The 15,390-nt window shown below is 67.8% G+C and carries 14 protein-coding genes; 9 read left to right on the top strand and 5 right to left on the bottom strand.

Annotated elements, in window-relative coordinates:
* Positions 1-29 precede the first annotated feature (29 nt).
* A complete protein-coding gene (locus VFG40_RS06720) occupies positions 30-806 on the bottom strand; it encodes a c-type cytochrome (protein WP_324896212.1) in 777 nt (258 codons plus the stop codon).
* Positions 807-919: 113 nt separating this feature from the next.
* On the opposite strand from VFG40_RS06720, the gene yihA reads away from it, so the two are divergent.
* Positions 920-1,561: a ribosome biogenesis GTP-binding protein YihA/YsxC gene (gene yihA / locus VFG40_RS06715; protein ID WP_324896210.1), complete on the top strand. Its 642-nt coding sequence runs from the start codon at positions 920-922 to the stop codon at positions 1,559-1,561.
* Between the two features lie 27 nt (positions 1,562-1,588).
* Here the strand turns inward: yihA and msrC are convergent, their stop codons facing one another.
* Positions 1,589-2,083, bottom strand: coding sequence for a free L-methionine (R)-S-oxide reductase MsrC (msrC, locus tag VFG40_RS06710; RefSeq protein ID WP_324896208.1), 495 nt, complete (start codon positions 2,081-2,083; stop codon positions 1,589-1,591).
* Positions 2,084-2,178: 95 nt separating this feature from the next.
* Between msrC and bioD the strand changes: the two genes are divergently transcribed.
* The 3 genes from bioD to dcp all read left to right on the top strand — a co-directional run bounded on the left by bioD (position 2,179) and on the right by dcp (position 5,607).
* A complete protein-coding gene (bioD, locus tag VFG40_RS06705) occupies positions 2,179-2,859 on the top strand; it encodes a dethiobiotin synthase (RefSeq protein ID WP_324896206.1) in 681 nt (226 codons plus the stop codon).
* An 84-nt stretch (positions 2,860-2,943) separates the two neighbouring features.
* Entirely contained in the window at positions 2,944-3,294 is a 351-nt protein-coding gene (locus tag VFG40_RS06700; RefSeq protein WP_324896204.1) for a hypothetical protein, read from the top strand.
* 105 nt (positions 3,295-3,399) lie between these two features.
* Positions 3,400-5,607 carry a peptidyl-dipeptidase Dcp gene (dcp, locus tag VFG40_RS06695; protein ID WP_324896202.1) on the top strand — a complete coding sequence of 736 codons (2,208 nt, stop codon included), beginning with the start codon at positions 3,400-3,402 and terminating at the stop codon, positions 5,605-5,607.
* A gap of 85 nt (positions 5,608-5,692) precedes the next feature.
* Here the strand turns inward: dcp and VFG40_RS06690 are convergent, their stop codons facing one another.
* The 3 genes from VFG40_RS06690 to trxA all read right to left on the bottom strand — a co-directional run bounded on the left by VFG40_RS06690 (position 5,693) and on the right by trxA (position 9,612).
* The gene (locus VFG40_RS06690; protein ID WP_324896199.1) at positions 5,693-7,060 is read right to left on the bottom strand and encodes a glutamate--cysteine ligase; all 1,368 of its coding nucleotides are present in this window, start codon (positions 7,058-7,060) and stop codon (positions 5,693-5,695) included.
* Between the two features lie 220 nt (positions 7,061-7,280).
* Positions 7,281-9,134: a transcription termination factor Rho gene (gene rho, locus VFG40_RS06685; protein WP_324896197.1), complete on the bottom strand. Its 1,854-nt coding sequence runs from the start codon at positions 9,132-9,134 to the stop codon at positions 7,281-7,283.
* Between the two features lie 151 nt (positions 9,135-9,285).
* Positions 9,286-9,612, bottom strand: coding sequence for a thioredoxin TrxA (gene trxA, locus VFG40_RS06680; protein ID WP_324896195.1), 327 nt, complete (start codon positions 9,610-9,612; stop codon positions 9,286-9,288).
* A 441-nt stretch (positions 9,613-10,053) separates the two neighbouring features.
* Between trxA and VFG40_RS06675 the strand changes: the two genes are divergently transcribed.
* The 5 genes from VFG40_RS06675 (at position 10,054) to ung (ending at position 15,255) form a co-directional block, all read left to right on the top strand.
* Positions 10,054-11,808 (top strand): ATP-dependent RNA helicase RhlB, encoded by a 1,755-nt coding sequence (locus tag VFG40_RS06675; RefSeq protein WP_324896193.1) that lies wholly within the window; start codon positions 10,054-10,056, stop codon positions 11,806-11,808.
* Between the two features lie 113 nt (positions 11,809-11,921).
* A complete protein-coding gene (ftsE, locus tag VFG40_RS06670) occupies positions 11,922-12,599 on the top strand; it encodes a cell division ATP-binding protein FtsE (protein WP_324896191.1) in 678 nt (225 codons plus the stop codon).
* Positions 12,596-13,570, top strand: a complete 975-nt coding sequence (ftsX, locus tag VFG40_RS06665; protein WP_324896189.1) for a permease-like cell division protein FtsX — start codon at positions 12,596-12,598, stop codon at positions 13,568-13,570. Before ftsE ends, ftsX begins: the two co-directional genes overlap by 4 nt.
* A gap of 138 nt (positions 13,571-13,708) precedes the next feature.
* Positions 13,709-14,551 (top strand): response regulator, encoded by an 843-nt coding sequence (locus tag VFG40_RS06660; RefSeq protein WP_324896187.1) that lies wholly within the window; start codon positions 13,709-13,711, stop codon positions 14,549-14,551.
* The gene (gene ung, locus VFG40_RS06655; RefSeq protein WP_324896185.1) at positions 14,548-15,255 is read left to right on the top strand and encodes a uracil-DNA glycosylase; all 708 of its coding nucleotides are present in this window, start codon (positions 14,548-14,550) and stop codon (positions 15,253-15,255) included. Before VFG40_RS06660 ends, ung begins: the two co-directional genes overlap by 4 nt.
* The last annotated feature ends 135 nt before the right edge of the window (positions 15,256-15,390 follow it).

Here is a 15,390-nt window from a genome sequence, read left to right as displayed (position 1 = left end):
CGACCCTGCGGTCGGCGTGTGCGTGTCGATCAGGGCGCGGCGGTGTCGCCGCTGTCGGCCGAATGCAGGCCTTCGATGTAGCTCGCCAGAGCGGTGATGTCCTTGGTATCGAGCTTCTTGGCGATCGCCGGCATGATCTGCGCGTGGGCGTCGTCGCCCCACACCGTGCCGTCGTGCCAGGCCTTCAGCGTCGCCTCCACGTACTGGGCATGCTGCCCGGCAAGCTGCGGATACACCGCGCCGGGATTGCCGCGGCCGTCGGTGAGGTGGCAGGCCATGCACGCCGGAATGCCGCGCGCGGCGTCACCCTCGCGGTAGAGCTGCTGGCCGAGTTCGACCAGCGCCTCGTCCGCCACGCCGGGACGCGACACCTTGGTGGAAAAGTACGCGCCGATGTCGTGCATGTCCTGCTCGGACAGCGGGGCGGCCATGCCCATCATGATCGCGTTCTGGCGCTTGGCGCTCTTGAAGTTGGTCAGCTGGCGGGCGATGTACGACTCGTGCTGGCCGGCGAGCTTGGGATACTGCGGGTCGCTGGAGTTGCCATCCAGGCCGTGGCAGGCGCCGCATACGGCTGCCTTGCCCTGGCCGACGCTGGCGTCGCCGGGCTTGACCGCCATGCTGGCGCCCTCGATCGGTGCCGCTACCGGTGCCGCTGCCGCGGTCGCGGCGGCGGCGGGCGCCGCGCTGGTCGCTGCAGCCGGCTTGGCTTCCTGTGCCGTCACGGCGCTGGCGGACAGCGCGAAGGTGAGGGCGATCGCTGCCCCAAGCACAGCGTGCCGAAAATCGGCGGGCCGAAAACTCATACACTTGTCTCCTGAAAGACTGCAGATACTGCCGCCAACCCGGCCACGCGGCGTGCGTTGGGCAGAAACCTCAGAATTATCGCCGTGCCACCCTACCCGGTCAAACCATTCCCATGTCGTCCAATCCGCTTCAGGGCGCGCAGTTCGTGCTCGCCGCCCACCGCATCAGCCAGCTTCCCGCCGACCAGGGCGCCGAGGTGGCTTTTGCCGGTCGATCCAACGCGGGCAAGTCCAGCGCGCTCAACGCGCTCACCGGACATCGCGGACTGGCGCGCACCTCCAAGACGCCCGGACGCACCCAGCAGATGGTCGCGTTTTCGCTGCCCCCGTTGGCGCAGGGCGACGATCTGCCGCCGCTGGATGTGCGGCTGATCGACCTGCCCGGCTACGGCTACGCCAAGGTGCCGGTGGATCTGCGCGAACACTGGAAGAAGGAGATCGACGCTTATCTGCACCAGCGACGCAGTCTGCGCGGCGTGGTGCTGATCGCCGACATCCGCCATCCGCTGAAAGAGTTCGACCGGATGATGCTGGACTTCTGCTTCGCCACCGCGCTGCCGTGCCACCTGCTGCTGACCAAGGCCGACAAGCTCTCGCGCAATCAGGCGATCCAGGCGATGGCGGCGATGCGTCGCGAGTTCGATGCCGCCGAGCGCCAGGCCACGGTGCAGGTGTTCTCCTCCAGCGCGCCGACCGGCGTGGACGAGGCGCGCGCGAAGGTGATCGAGCTGCTGCGCCGCCCCCGCGAAGGCTGACCCCGCGCTGCGACATCGTGCCGCCGCTCAGGCGGCGGCGACTGCCTGCATGAACACCGCGCACAACATTTCCATGCCGGCGCGATCGTCTTCGTCGAAGCGCGCCACCCGCGGGCTGTCCACGTCCCACACGCCCAGCAGCGAGCCGTCGGCCTTCACCAGCGGCACCACGATCTCCGACGCCGATGCCGCATCGCAGGCAATGTGCCCATCGAACGCGTGCACGTCGTGCACCAGCTGCGTCTGTCGGCTTTGTGCCGCCGTGCCGCAGACGCCGCGCCCGAGCGCGATGCGGATGCACGCTGGCTTGCCCTGGAACGGGCCGACCACCAGCTCGGTGCCGTCGTAGAGGTAGAAGCCGGCCCAGTTCAGGTCGGCCAGGCTGTGGAACAGCAGGGCGCTGAAATTGGCTGCGTTGGCGATCAGGTCACGCTCGCCGTCCATCAGCCCGCGCGCCTGCTGGGCCAGCTCTTCGTACTGCTCGCGCTTGCTGGCGGCGGCGCTGGTGCGGAGTTCGAACATGCGATGGGATCCGTCGGCAAAGTCCGTATTATGCGCCGCGACCCCTTTCGCGAGGCACCCATGCACTTGGCCATCGACTCGACCCGGTGGGCGTCTTGACGCGCCCGGCGGTGTTCATCGCCGGCACCGACACCGGCATCGGCAAGACCCACGCGGCCTGCGCGCTGCTGCACGCGCTGCGGCAGGCCGGGCGTGACGCGGCCGGCATGAAACCGGTCGCCAGCGGCTGCATCGAAACGCCGGACGGTCTGCGCAACGACGATGCGCTGGCGTTGCAGGCGGCAGGGCCGGCGGGCCTCGCCTATGCGGCGATCAATCCGGTCAGCCTGCGCGAGCCGCTGTCGCCGCACCTGGCGGCAGCGCGTGATGGCGTCACGATCACGCTGCCGCCGCTCACCCGCGCGTTCGAGGCGCTGGGCGCCGCGCATACCACGGTGGTGGTGGAAGGCGTGGGCGGCTGGATGGTGCCGCTGGCGCCCGGGCTGCTGGCCTCGGAGCTGGTGCAGGCGTGGCGTCTGCCGGTGATCATGGTGGTGGGGCTGCGGCTGGGCTGCATCAACCACGCGTTGCTGAGCGCGCGGGCCATTCTTGCCGACGGCTGCGAGCTGCTGGGCTGGATCGGCAACCGCATCGACCCGGCAATGGACGCCGTGGACGACAACCTGGCCACGCTCCGCGCGCTGCTGCCGGCGCCGTGCCTGGGCGTGCTGGCGCACGGCGTGGCGCCCGACCGTGCGGCGGCACAGCTGGCCGGGGCGCTGGGCGCGATGGGCTGATCTTCACATTCACGTACACCCCGGCAATGCTTTGATGCCGCGCCCGCCATTGCGCGGAAGCTCATGGAACACCGAGGAGCCCGCATGCCCAGCCGCAATCATTACTACCTGACCATCGACGACCTGGCCGCAGCGCGTGGCCCGGTGCCGGACCTCAGCTACGACGGCGCCGGTCCCAACGACTTCGCCGCGGCGCTGCAGGAGGCTCTGCGCAGCCCGATCCTGTTCGATCGCTGGAAGGCGATGCAGGAAGATCCCGACGGCGTCGATCCGGCAATGGGCGTCACCGACGCCACGGCCGCGGTCAGTGCGCGGGTCAGCGACCTGCACATCGACGTCGACCTGATCACCAGCCTGCCGATGAGCATCGTGCGGCACCGGCTGAACCTGCTGATCGGCAACCACTGGAAACTTCACGACATGCGCGCCGCCTGAGCGGTTGCGCAGCGCCGCTTGGAACCGCCCCCCTGGAATGGTTAGAGTCGTGGATTACCGACCTCATGCGCCCGTCAGCCGGGCGCGCCATCCGGGAATCCAAGCATGCTTCGTCTCCGCACCCTCGTGATTGCCACCTCGATCGCTCTTGCCGCCTGCTCCCAGGGCGATGATGCTGCCAAGAAGGCCGCTACCCCCGCCACGCCGACCACGGCTGCGCCAGCCGCCGCCGGCAGCATCGCCAGTGCCCCGTTCAGTGCGTCCAACCCGTTCGCCCAGGCCAGCGCGCTCGACTACCAGGCGCCGCCGTTCGACAAGATCACCGACGCCGACTACCAGCCGGCGATCGAGGAGGGCATGCGCCAGCACCTGGCCGAGATCGAGGCGATTGCCGACAACCCCGAGCCGGCCACCTTCGAGAACACGTTCGTGGCGATGGAAAAGTCCGGCGCCATGCTGCGGCGGGTGATGGCGGTGTTCGACGCGGTCACCGGCGCCAACACCAACGATACGTTGCAGAAGGTGCAGGAAGAGGAGGCGCCCAAGCTGGCCGCGCATCGCGACGCGATCTACCTCAACAGCAAGCTGTTCGCGCGTGTGCAGTCGATCCACGACCGGCTCGACTCGCTCAAGCTCGACCCCGAATCGGCGCGCCTGGTCGACGTGGTCTACCGCGACTTCGTGCACGCCGGCGCCAACCTCTCCGACGCCGACAAGGCCAAGCTGAAGGACCTCAACAAGGAAGAGTCCACTCTCAGCACCAAGTTCACCAACACCCTGCTCGCCGCCACCAAGGACGGCGCGCTGGTGGTGGACGACAAGGCCAGGCTGGCCGGCCTCTCCGATGGCGACATCGCGGCTGCCGCAGCTGCCGCCAAGGACCGCAAGCTCGACGGCAAATACGTCATCAGCCTGCAGAACACCACCCAGCAGCCCGCGCTGCAGGGGCTGGAGGATCGTGCCACCCGCGAGGCGCTGTTCAAGGCGTCCTGGGACCGTGCCGAGCACGGCGGCGCGAACGACACCCGCGCCACCATCGAGCGCATCGCCCAGATCCGCGCCGAGCAGGCCAAGCTGCTGGGATTTCCGAACTACGCCGCCTGGAAGCTGGAAGACCAGATGGCCAAGACGCCGGAGACGGCGATCAAGTTCATGCAGGATCTGGTGCCTGCGGTGACCGGCCGCGCCGAGCGCGAGGCGAAGGACATCCAGGACGTGATCGACGCGCAGAAGGGCGGCTTCAAGGTGCAGGCGTGGGACTGGCAGCACTACGCCGAGCAGGTGCGCAAGGCCAAGTACGACCTGGACGAGAACCAGATCAAGCCGTATTTCGAGCTGGACAACGTGCTGCAGAACGGCGTGTTCTACGCCGCCAATCAGCTGTACGGCATCACCTTCAAGGAGCGCAAGGATCTCCCGGTGTACCAGCCGGACGTGCGCGTGTTCGAGGTGTTCGACAAGGACGGCACCTCGATGGCGCTGTTCTATTGCGACTACTTCAAGCGCGACAACAAGGGCGGTGGCGCCTGGATGAGCAACTTCGTCGAGCAGTCGAAGCTGATGGGCACCAAGCCGGTGATCTACAACGTCGCCAACTTCACCAAGCCGGCCGACGGACAGCCCGCCCTGCTGTCGTTCGACGACGTGATCACCATGTTCCACGAGTTCGGCCACGCGCTGCACGGCCTGTTCGCCGACGAGCAGTACCCGACCCTGTCGGGCACCAGCACCGCGCGTGACTTCGTCGAGTTCCCGTCCCAGTTCAACGAGCACTGGGCGACCGATCCGAAGGTGTTCGCGCATTACGCCAGGCACTACAAGACCGGCGAAGCGATGCCGCAGGCGCTGGTGGACAAGATCAAGAAGGCCGGCAACTTCAACAAGGGCTACGACATGACCGAGCTGGTCGCCGCGGCCCTGCTGGACATGGGCTGGCACACCCTAGGCGCGGATGCGCCCAAGCAGGACGCCGACGCGTTCGAGGCCAGGACGCTCAAGGACGACAAGATCGACCTCAGCTACGTGCCGCCGCGCTATCGCTCCAGCTACTTCCAGCACATCTGGGGCAACGGCTACGCCGCGGGCTACTACGCCTACCTGTGGACCGAGATGCTGGCGGACGATGGCTTCGAGTGGTTCAAGGAGCACGGCGGGCTGACCCGCGAAAACGGCGACCGCTTCCGCGCCATGATCCTCTCGCGCGGCAACACCGTCGACCTGCAGAAGCTCTACGAGAGCTGGCGCGGCAAGGCGCCCAGCATCGAGCCGATGCTGATCGATCGGGGCCTGAAGGACGCGCCCAAGGCGAAGTAACCGCCTCGGGCGACGCAACGCAAAAGGCCGGCGCGAGCCGGCCTTTTGCGTGTGTCGCGACCCGCCACGACCGGGTCGCCGTCGGTCAGTAGGCGAACTCGCGGAATACCGGGTCCACGCTGCCACCCCACGCTCCGTGGAACAGCTCGAGCTTGCGATCGGCCGGGGTCTGGTTGGACTCGACGATATCGATCAGCGGGTCCAGGAACGCGCTCTCGTCGGCGCCGCTGGCATTGAGTCGGGCGCGGCGCTTCAGGCCGTGTACGGCGATCTTCAGCGTCTCGCGCGCCAGGTCGCGCACGGTGCCGCTGCGGAACGGCAGCTTCAGCGCGTGCCGCGGCACGCCGTCGCGCAGGGCGTGACGCTCGACCGTGGTGAAATCCTTGACCAGGTCCCAGGCCGCATCCAGAGCCTGCTGGTCATACAGCAGACCGACCCACAGCGCCGGCAGCGCGCACAGGCGGTTCCAGGGGCCGCCGTCGGCACCGCGCATCTCCAGATACTGCTTAAGGCGAACCTCCGGGAACGCCGTGGTGAGGTGGTCGGCCCAGTCCTTCATGGTGGCGCGGGTGCCGGGCAGGGCGCCCAGTTCGCCGGCGATGAACCGCTTGAAATCCTGGCCGGCGAGGTCGAGATAGCGCCCGTCCTGCAGGCTGAAGTACATCGGCACATCGAGAATGTAGTCGACGTAGCGCTCGTAACCGAAGCCGTCGGCGAACACGAAATCCAGCATGCCGGTGCGATGCGGGTCGGTGTCGGTCCAGATGTGCGAGCGATACGACTGGTAGCCGTTGGGCTGCCCTTCGGTGAAGGGCGAATCGGCAAACAGCGCCGTGGCAATGGGCTGCAGCGCGAGGCTGGTGCGGAACTTCTTCACCATGTCGGCCTCGCTGGAGAAATCCAGGTTGACCTGCACGGTGCAGGTGCGGGTCATCATGTCCAGGCCCAGCGAGCCGACCTTGGGCATGTACTCGCGCATGATCTTGTAGCGGCCCTTGGGCATCCACGGCATCTCGTCGCGGCGCCACTTCGGCTGGAATCCCATGCCGAGGAAGCCGAGTCCCATCTCGTCCGCCACCGACCGCACGTCGGCCAGGTGGGCATTCACCTCGCGACAGGTCTCGTGAATGGTTTCCAGCGGCGCGCCGGACAGCTCCAGCTGGCCGGCCGGCTCCAGCGTGATGGATCCCTTGCCGCGCGACAGTGCCACCGGATTGTCGCCCTCACGTGCCACTTCCCAGCCGTAGCGGGTGGCCAGGGTTTCCAGCAGCCGCTTGATGCCGCGCTCGCCCTCGAATGTCGGCGGGCGCAGATCATCGGTGCGAAAGCCGAACTTCTCATGCTCGGTGCCGATCCGCCACGCCTCGGGCGGCTTCTCCCCCGCGGCGAGGTAGTCGACGAGCTGCTGGCGACCCGTGATCGGGGTGCTCTTGACGGCACTGGGGATGGACACGGTGCGAGCCTTGTTCGGTGGGAGCGACGGTTATGGGGACGGCAGGCCGCGCCTCAACGGGCGCATGCCCAATAATTGTACGTGAGAGTTCACGAGGCTGGCGTGGACGCATCCGGCGTTTACCGGCACCGGTTGTCGCGGCCGGTACCCACGGCCCGGGCGCGACACGAAAAAGCCGGCCAGGGGCCGGCTTTTTCGTGTCCATCGATCGCGAAGATCGTCAGCGCTTCATCGAGTTGAAGAACTCGTCGTTGGACTTGGTGCTCTTCATCTTGTCGAGCATGAACTCCATCGCGGCCAGCTCGTCCATCGGGTGCAGGAGCTTGCGCAGGATCCAGATCTTGGCCAGCAGGTCCGGCTCGATCAGCAGGTCTTCGCGGCGGGTGCCGGAGCGGTTGATATCGATCGCCGGATAGACGCGCTTCTCCGAGATACGGCGGCTAAGGTGCACTTCCATGTTGCCGGTGCCCTTGAACTCCTCGTAGATCACCTCGTCCATCTTGGAGCCGGTTTCGGTCAGCGCGGTGGCGATGATGGTCAGGCTGCCGCCTTCCTCCACGTTGCGCGCCGCGCCGAAGAAACGCTTGGGGCGCTGCAGGGCATTGGCGTCCACGCCACCGGTGAGCACCTTGCCGGAGCTCGGGATCACGGTGTTGTAGGCGCGCGCCAGGCGGGTGATCGAGTCGAGCAGAATGATCACGTCCTTCTTGTGCTCGACCAGGCGCTTGGCCCGCTCGATCACCATCTCGGCGACCTGCACGTGGCGCACGGCGGGCTCGTCGAAGGTCGAGGAGATGACCTCGGCCCGCACGGTGCGTGCGATCTCGGTGACCTCCTCCGGACGCTCGTCGATCAGCAGCATGATCAGGTGCGATTCGGGGTGGTTGTACTGGATCGCCTGGGCGATGTTCTGCAGCATCATCGTCTTGCCCGACTTCGGCTGGGAGACGATCAGGCCGCGCTGGCCCTTGCCGATCGGCGCGATCAAATCGAGGATGCGGCCGGTGATGTCCTCGCTCGACCCGTTGCCGCGCTCGAGCTTGAACGCCTTGCGCGGGAACAGCGGCGTGAGGTTCTCGAACAGCATCTTGTTCTTCGACGCTTCCGGCGGGTCGCCGTTGATGTCGTCGACGCGAAGCATGGCGAAGTAGCGCTCGCCTTCCTTCGGATGGCGCACGCGCCCGGTGATGTAGTCGCCGGTGCGCAGGTTGAAGCGACGGATCTGGCTGGGCGAGACGTAGATGTCGTCGGGGCCGGCCAGGTAGCTCTCGTCGGCCGAGCGCAGGAAGCCGAAGCCGTCCTGCAGGATCTCCAGCACACCCTCGGCCCAGATGCCGCCACCGGAGCGGGCGTGCGCCTTGAGGATGTTGAAGATCACGTCCTGCTTGCGCGCACGGGCGACACCTTCGTGCACGCCAAGCGACTCGGCAAACTCCAGCAACTGCGGTGCGCGCATGCGCTTGAGTTCGGTCAGGTTGATCAGGCGATCATTGCTGCCGACGTCGCCGGTCTCGTCATCATCCGGCAGGCCGTTGGGATTGCGCGAGCCACCACCACCGCCACCACCCTGGGGCCGCTGGCCACGCTCGTGGCGCCGCCGGCGGCCGCGGTCGTTGCGGTCGTTGCGATCATTGCGGCCGCCGTTCTGGCCACCACCCCCCTGACCACCGCCGCCCTGACCGCCCTGACCACCAGTCTGGTTGTTCTGGCCTTGCTGGTTCTGGCCGCCCTGCTGACTCTGGCCACCACCGTTCCCGCCATTCCCGCCGTTGCCACCGTTCTGCCCGCCAGCCTGGCCGCTGTCGCGCGCCTCGCTGGCCGGCCGCGCGTTGCCGTCGCTGCTGGCCGGGCGCTCCGCGGCGCCGCGCTCGTTGCCACGATCCACCGGCAAGCTGGCCTGCACGGGAGCTGGAGCGGGAGCCGGGCGCGGCGCTTCGGACGACGGGCCGGGGGCGGGCGCCTTGTCTGCCTTCGGTGCCGCTGCCTTGCGTGGAGCGCGCGGCTTCGGTTCGCCCGCAGGCTTGGCATCGGCGCCCTTGGCGTCGTTCGGTTCTTTGCTTTCGATATCGGACACGGGCAAACCTCGTGGGGGCGCCGTTGGTACAGGAAGGGAGGGTGAACATCGCGCAGAACGCGCAGCGGAACAGGACTGTTCCGAACAGGACGAGGAATCTAGCACCCGCCGCGCGGCGCCGTAAAGCGCGGCGGCGGATGCGGGCGGCGCGTCAGAGCGCCTTGTCGATCATCTGGGTCAGCTGGCCCTTGCCGACGGCACCGATCTGGGTGGCCTCGACCTTGCCGTTCTTGAACATCATCAGCGTCGGAATCCCGCGCACGCCATAGGTGCGAGGCGTCTGCTGGTTCTGGTCGATGTTGATCTTGACCACGCGCAGCTTGCCTTCGTACTGCTTGGCCAGCTCGTCGAGCACCGGCGCGATGGCCTTGCACGGGCCGCACCACTCGGCCCAGAAATCGAGCAGTACGGGAGTGTCGGACTTCAGCACTTCCTGCTCGAAGACGTCGTCGCTTACATGGGTAATCAGGTCGCTCACCGGGGTTCTCCGTGGCTGGCGGTGGGGTGGGAGCGACCGCGCAGCCGGCTTCGGCTACACTTCGCAGCGCCCATTGAAGCGCGGGTCGTTCCGATAGGGGAATCAGGATCGCCGTTGCGGCAAGCCTGCATTGCAGCCTAACTCGGGGCGCGATTCAAGCGATTCAAGGGTCCGGCGGGCAGGCGGTTTCGTTGACATAGGCAAGGTCGGCTGGCGGTGCGGACCGCTCCGGGACGACTTTCCCTATGCCAGCGGAACTGCCGGTTCGGCCGTTCCGTTCCGGCGCCCGTCACCGTCCGTGCCGGCAGCCGCGCAGGCCCGTTGCCTGCCCGGTGCCGCCCGCCCTCGATCGCGCCGCATCCATCCACCCGTCCCAACGCCCCGCGGCGACGGGACCGGGCGAGCCGCCATCGCGCCGCCTGCATCCGACTCTGGTCTCCCATGTCCCAAACCGTACTGACCGACAGCTTCTTCACCAACTTCGACCTGCATCCGTTGCTCAAGCAGGGCCTGGACGAGGCCGGATTCACGCGCTGCACGCCGATCCAGGAGCTGACCCTGCCGGTCGCGCTGGCCGGCCGCGACGTGGCCGGCCAGGCACAGACCGGCACCGGCAAGACCTGCGCGTTTCTGGTGGCGATGATGAATCGCCTGCTGACCCAGCCGGCCGCCGCCGACCGCAAGGACTCCGACCCGCGTGCGCTGGTGATCGCGCCGACCCGCGAGCTGGCGATCCAGATCGACAAGGACGCCCAGGCCATCGGCAAGCACACCGGCCTGCGCACGGCGCTGATCTACGGCGGCGTCGACTACGACAAGCAGCGCCAGCAGCTCAAGGACGGCTGCGACATCATCATCGCCACGCCCGGCCGCCTGCTCGACTACTACAAGCAGGACGTGTTCGGCCTGAGCAGCGTCGAGGTGATGGTGATCGACGAGGCCGACCGCATGTTCGACCTCGGCTTCATCAAGGACGTGCGCTTCATTTTCCGCCGCCTGCCGGCGCGCGAGCAGCGTCAGGTGCTGCTGTTCTCGGCCACACTGAGCCACCGCGTGCTGGAACTGGCCTACGAGCACATGCACGAGGCCGAGAAGCTGGTGGTGGAGACCGACAACATCACCGCGGACAAGGTGCGTCAGGTCGTCTACTTCCCGGCCAAGGAAGAGAAGATGCCGCTGCTGCTGAACCTGCTCGAGCGCACCCAGGCCGAGCGCAGCATCATCTTCGTCAACACCAAGGCGGCCGCCGAGCGGGTGACCGATCGGGTGAAGCGCCAGGGCTACCGGGTAGGCGCGCTGTCCGGCGACGTGCCGCAGCTGAAGCGGCAGAAGCTGCTGCAGCGCTTCCAGGACGGCCAGCTCGACATGCTGGTGTGCACCGACGTCGCCGCGCGCGGCCTGCACATCCCGGCGGTCAGCCATGTCTTCAATTACGACCTGCCGCAGGATGCCGAAGACTACGTGCATCGCATCGGCCGCACGGCCCGCCTGGGTGCAGAGGGTGACGCGATCAGCTTCGCCTGCGACCTCTACGCGATGAGTCTGCCGGATATCGAGGCCTACATCGAGCAGAAGATCCCGGTGGCCTCGGTCGAGCCGGATCTCCTGATCATGCCCAAGCCGAAGGAGATCGACGCGCAGTTCGTGGCCGACGCGGCCGCCGACAGCGCGGCCTTTGGCGATCGCGTGGAACCGCGCGATGGCGACAAGGGCACGCGCGGCCGCAGCGGCAGCGGCAGCCGCGACGGTACGCGTGACGGCAGGCCATCGCGCGGATCGCGACCGGGTGAGGCGCGACCGCCGCGCAAGCCGAGCGCCGACCGCGTGGATGCCCCGGCGGCGGGCTCTTCCGACGCCGCGGTCGCCCCGACCGCGGCCGTGACGCCCGATGCCGCGCCGGCCGATCTTGCCGGCGGCGAGCCGAAGCGGCGCCGGCGCCGTGGCGGCCGCGGTCGCCGTCGGGAAGGCGAGCCGGCCACCGCCGATGCGTCAGCCAGCTCGGCGGCGAACGTCGGCGAGACGCCGGCGACGCCTCGCGGCGAACGACGGCCGCCGCGCGAGCGTCGCCCGGCCGAGCAGCAGGGCGCACGACCGTCACGCCAGGTGGCGACACAGTCCGCGCCGCACGGCGAGTCGCATGCGCCGAAGAAGCCCGGCTTCTTCCGTCGCCTCACGCGTCTGTTCACTGGGCGCTGAGCGTGCCGTGGGTCCTTCGGCGGCAAGGCATCGCCTCGCCGCCGGGGGCTCACCTGATTGCGCGCATCCCGTATCCTTGCCGCTGCTAAAACCGGCAGCGTCGGGGACATGCGGTGATCCGCTTTGATCAGGTGAGCAAACGCTATGACGGGGGCCACGAGGCCATCTCGCAGCTATCTTTCGAGGTGGGTGATGGCGAGATGGCTTTCGTCACCGGCCATTCCGGTGCCGGCAAGAGCACCCTGCTCAAGCTGCTGGCGCTGATCGAACGGCCGTCGCACGGGCAGATCCACCTCGACCACCAGAACCTGTCGAAAATCGGCCGGCGCGGCATACCCCGGTTGCGCCAGCGCATCGGCATGGTTTTTCAGGATCATCGACTGCTGATGGATCGTTCGGTGTTCGCCAATGTCGAGCTGCCGCTGGTGATCGGCGGACTGGCTCCGGCCGAGCGCGGCAAGCGCGTGCGCGCAGCGCTGGAGAAAGTTGGCCTGCTGGCCTATGAGCGCCAGCTGCCCGATACGCTGTCCACGGGCGAACAACAGCGGGTGGGCATCGCTCGTGCGATCGTGGCGCGGCCGAGCCTGCTGATTGCCGACGAACCAACCGGCAACCTCGATCCGCAGCTGGCGATGGAGATCATGGCGCTGTTCGCGGAGTTCCAGCAGGTCGGCACCACCGTGCTGGTGGCCAGCCACGACCTGCCCCTTATCAAGCGGATGAAGAAGCGCGTGGTGGTGCTCGATCACGGCCGGCTGGTCGCCGACGTCGGTGCGCAGGAGGTGCTGTGAGCGCGCGCACGACGGCTTCGGCGGAAACCACCGCGGCGCGCAGTGGCCGCAGCGAATCCCGGCGTGTCGCCGGCTGGGCCGAGCATCATCGCTGGAGCGCCGGCGCCAGCCTGGGTCGCCTGCTCGGCAAGCCCTTCGGCACCCTGCTCACGGTCGCGGTCATCGGGGTCGCGCTGGCGCTGCCGCTCGCGTTCTACCTGTTGCTGGGAAACATCCGGACCATGGGCGACACGCTTGGGCAGCACCAGGCGATCAGCGTGTTCCTGGCGCCGGGCACGAGCGGCCCCGCGGCGCAGCTGCTCGCTACCCAGGTGCGCGAGCGCCAGGACGTCGCGGCGGTCGTCGTGAAGACACCGCAGCAGGGCCTGGACGAATTGGCCGGGATGCAGGGTTTCAGCGGAGCCATCCATGCGCTGGACGACAACCCGTTGCCTTATGTGCTCGACGTGCAGCCGAAGCAGGCGCTCGATGCGCCCGCGGTCCAGGACCTGGTGACCCAGTTGCGCGACCTGCAGGGCGTGGACCTGGTGCAGGACAGCGGCAGCTGGCGGCAGCGCCTGGACGCGTTGCTGGGCTTGGGCAACCGGATCGTGCTGGTGCTGGCGGGCCTGCTTTCGCTGGCGGCGCTGCTGGTGGTAGGCAACACGGTGCGGGTGGATATCGCCAGCCGCATCGAGGAGATCGGCGTGCTGACACTGATCGGCGCCAGTCGGCCGTTCGTGCGCCGGCCGTACCTCTACGCCGGCGTCTGGTACGGACTCTTTGGCGGGGTGCTGGCATCGCTGCTGGCGGTGGCCATCGAGCTGGCGCTGGTGGCGCCGGTGGAGCGACTGAATGCGGCGTATGCGGGGCAGCTGGAACTCGGCGCGCTGCCGCTGTGGCTGCTGCTCGCCACGCCACTGGCGGCGGCGCTGCTCGGTTGGCTCGGGGCGCGGCTGGTCAGCGCCTGGCAGCTGCGGCGGGCCGCATGATGAACCCGATGGCCGGGAAAGTGATGGTGATCGCAGGCAGGTGGCCCCGTCGCATTGCACGATCGGGAATCTTGCGGGCGTGGAGGCGCGGAGTGTTCGACGTGCGAATAAGGTTATCCAACGCGTGGACGGCAGGCCATGAGTGACAACATCAGCCGCCGCACTGTGGGCGATGCACCGCGCGTGCTGGTGGTCGACGGCTCCAAGGTGGTGCGTCAGCTGATCGCGCGCGTGCTCAAGAGCGAGCTGCCGGCGGCGGAAATCGTTGACTGCGCAACCGGTGAGGACGCACAGCGGGAGCTGCAGGGGGGCGCCTTCGACTTCATCACCATCGCCCTGCGCCTGCCCGACATGGACGGGCTGGAACTGGCGCGCTACGTGCGCGAGTCGGCACCGCAGGCCTATGTGCCGATCGTGGTGGTGTCCGGCGATGTCGACGACCGGCTGCACCGCCGCGCGCTGGGCGAGCATGTCACCGACTACTTCGACAAGTCGCTGGGTTTCTCCGCACTCGGCGCCTTCATCCGCGGCTACGTGAGTCCCCAGGCTTCGGTCTCCGGCACCGTGCTTTACGTTGAAGACAGCCGGGTGGTGGCGCTGGCCACACGGCGGATGATGGAGAAGATCGGGCTCACCGTGCGGCACGTGGTGAGCGTGGAGGATGCGCTGGCCTTGCTGGAGGCCGATCGTGCCCTCGGCTGGATCGGCGCCGACGTGGTGCTGACCGACGTCAGCCTCAAAGGTGAACTCACCGGCGGTGACCTGCTCGAACGCATCCGCACCGAGTTCGGCTACGGCAAGGGTCGCCTGCCGGTGCTGGTGATGACCGGCGACGAGAACCCGGCCAATCAGGCGGCGCTGCTCAAGGCGGGTGCCAACGACTTGGTGGAAAAGCCGGTCGAGGAAAACCTGCTGATCACCAAGCTGCTGTTCCAGCTGCGTGTGTCCCAGCACCTGCACTCGCTCAACGCGTCGGCATGAGCGAGCGGCCCGTTCGGCTGGAGCCTGGCTGGAAAGCGCGCATCGGCGGCTATCTGGAACGGCCGGAGATGCAGGCTCTCGCCGGTTTCCTGCGTGAGGAGAAGCAGCGCGGCAAGCTGATCTTCCCGCCGGGGCCGGAGATCTTCACCGCGTTCAACCGCACACCTTTCGAGGCTGTGCGCGTGGTGGTCCTGGGCCAAGACCCCTATCACGGCGCCGGCCAGGCCCACGGTCTCTGCTTTTCGGTGCGGCCGGGCGTGCGGGTGCCGCCGTCGCTGGACAACATCTTCAAGGAAATCAGCCGGGATCTGGGCCTTCCGCGGCCAGACCATGGCTGTCTTGCGCCGTGGGCCGACCGTGGCGTGCTGCTGCTCAACGCCGTGCTGACGGTGGAGCAGGGCCTGGCAGGGTCCCACCAAGGCAAAGGGTGGGAAGGCTTTACCGATGCTGCGATCGAGGCGCTCAACCGTGAGCAGGAGGGCATCGTGTTCCTGCTCTGGGGCAGTTATGCGCAGCGCAAGGGGCGCCTGATCGATGGCTCCCGCCACCACGTACTCACGGCAGTGCATCCCTCGCCGCTGTCTGCCCATCGCGGCTTCATCGGCTGCGGTCACTTCTCGGCGACGAACGACTTGCTGGTCGGTCGGGGACTGCCGCCAATCGACTGGTCGCTGCCGCCGCGCGCGTCATTGCCGGCCCTTTGAGCACCGTTCACGAGAGCTGAATGCGCGACGCGGAAAATGGATCGTTCGCGGCGCGGGATCTGGACTTTCGCGGCCCATTTCTGTACCATAGGGTTCATTAAGTCGACGCGGCAACTTGATGCCGCGCCGGAACTT

This window comes from Dyella sp. (assembly GCF_035685805.1).
Classification (GTDB): Bacteria; Pseudomonadota; Gammaproteobacteria; order Xanthomonadales; family Rhodanobacteraceae; genus Dyella_A.
Note: the sequence above shows the minus strand (reverse complement) of the source record. Positions and strands in the feature narration are given on the sequence as shown.

Excerpts from the sequence above, each read along its gene's own strand:
- VFG40_RS06720 (WP_324896212.1), bottom strand. The coding sequence starts at position 806 with ATGAGTTTTCGGCCCGCCGATTTTCGGCACGCTGTGCTTGGGGCAGCG.
- yihA (WP_324896210.1), top strand. The coding sequence starts at position 920 with ATGTCGTCCAATCCGCTTCAGGGCGCGCAGTTCGTGCTCGCCGCCCAC.
- msrC (WP_324896208.1), bottom strand. The coding sequence starts at position 2,083 with ATGTTCGAACTCCGCACCAGCGCCGCCGCCAGCAAGCGCGAGCAGTAC.
- VFG40_RS06700 (WP_324896204.1), top strand. The coding sequence starts at position 2,944 with ATGCCCAGCCGCAATCATTACTACCTGACCATCGACGACCTGGCCGCA.
- dcp (WP_324896202.1), top strand. The coding sequence starts at position 3,400 with ATGCTTCGTCTCCGCACCCTCGTGATTGCCACCTCGATCGCTCTTGCC.
- VFG40_RS06675 (WP_324896193.1), top strand. The coding sequence starts at position 10,054 with ATGTCCCAAACCGTACTGACCGACAGCTTCTTCACCAACTTCGACCTG.
- VFG40_RS06660 (WP_324896187.1), top strand. The coding sequence starts at position 13,709 with ATGAGTGACAACATCAGCCGCCGCACTGTGGGCGATGCACCGCGCGTG.
- ung (WP_324896185.1), top strand. The coding sequence starts at position 14,548 with ATGAGCGAGCGGCCCGTTCGGCTGGAGCCTGGCTGGAAAGCGCGCATC.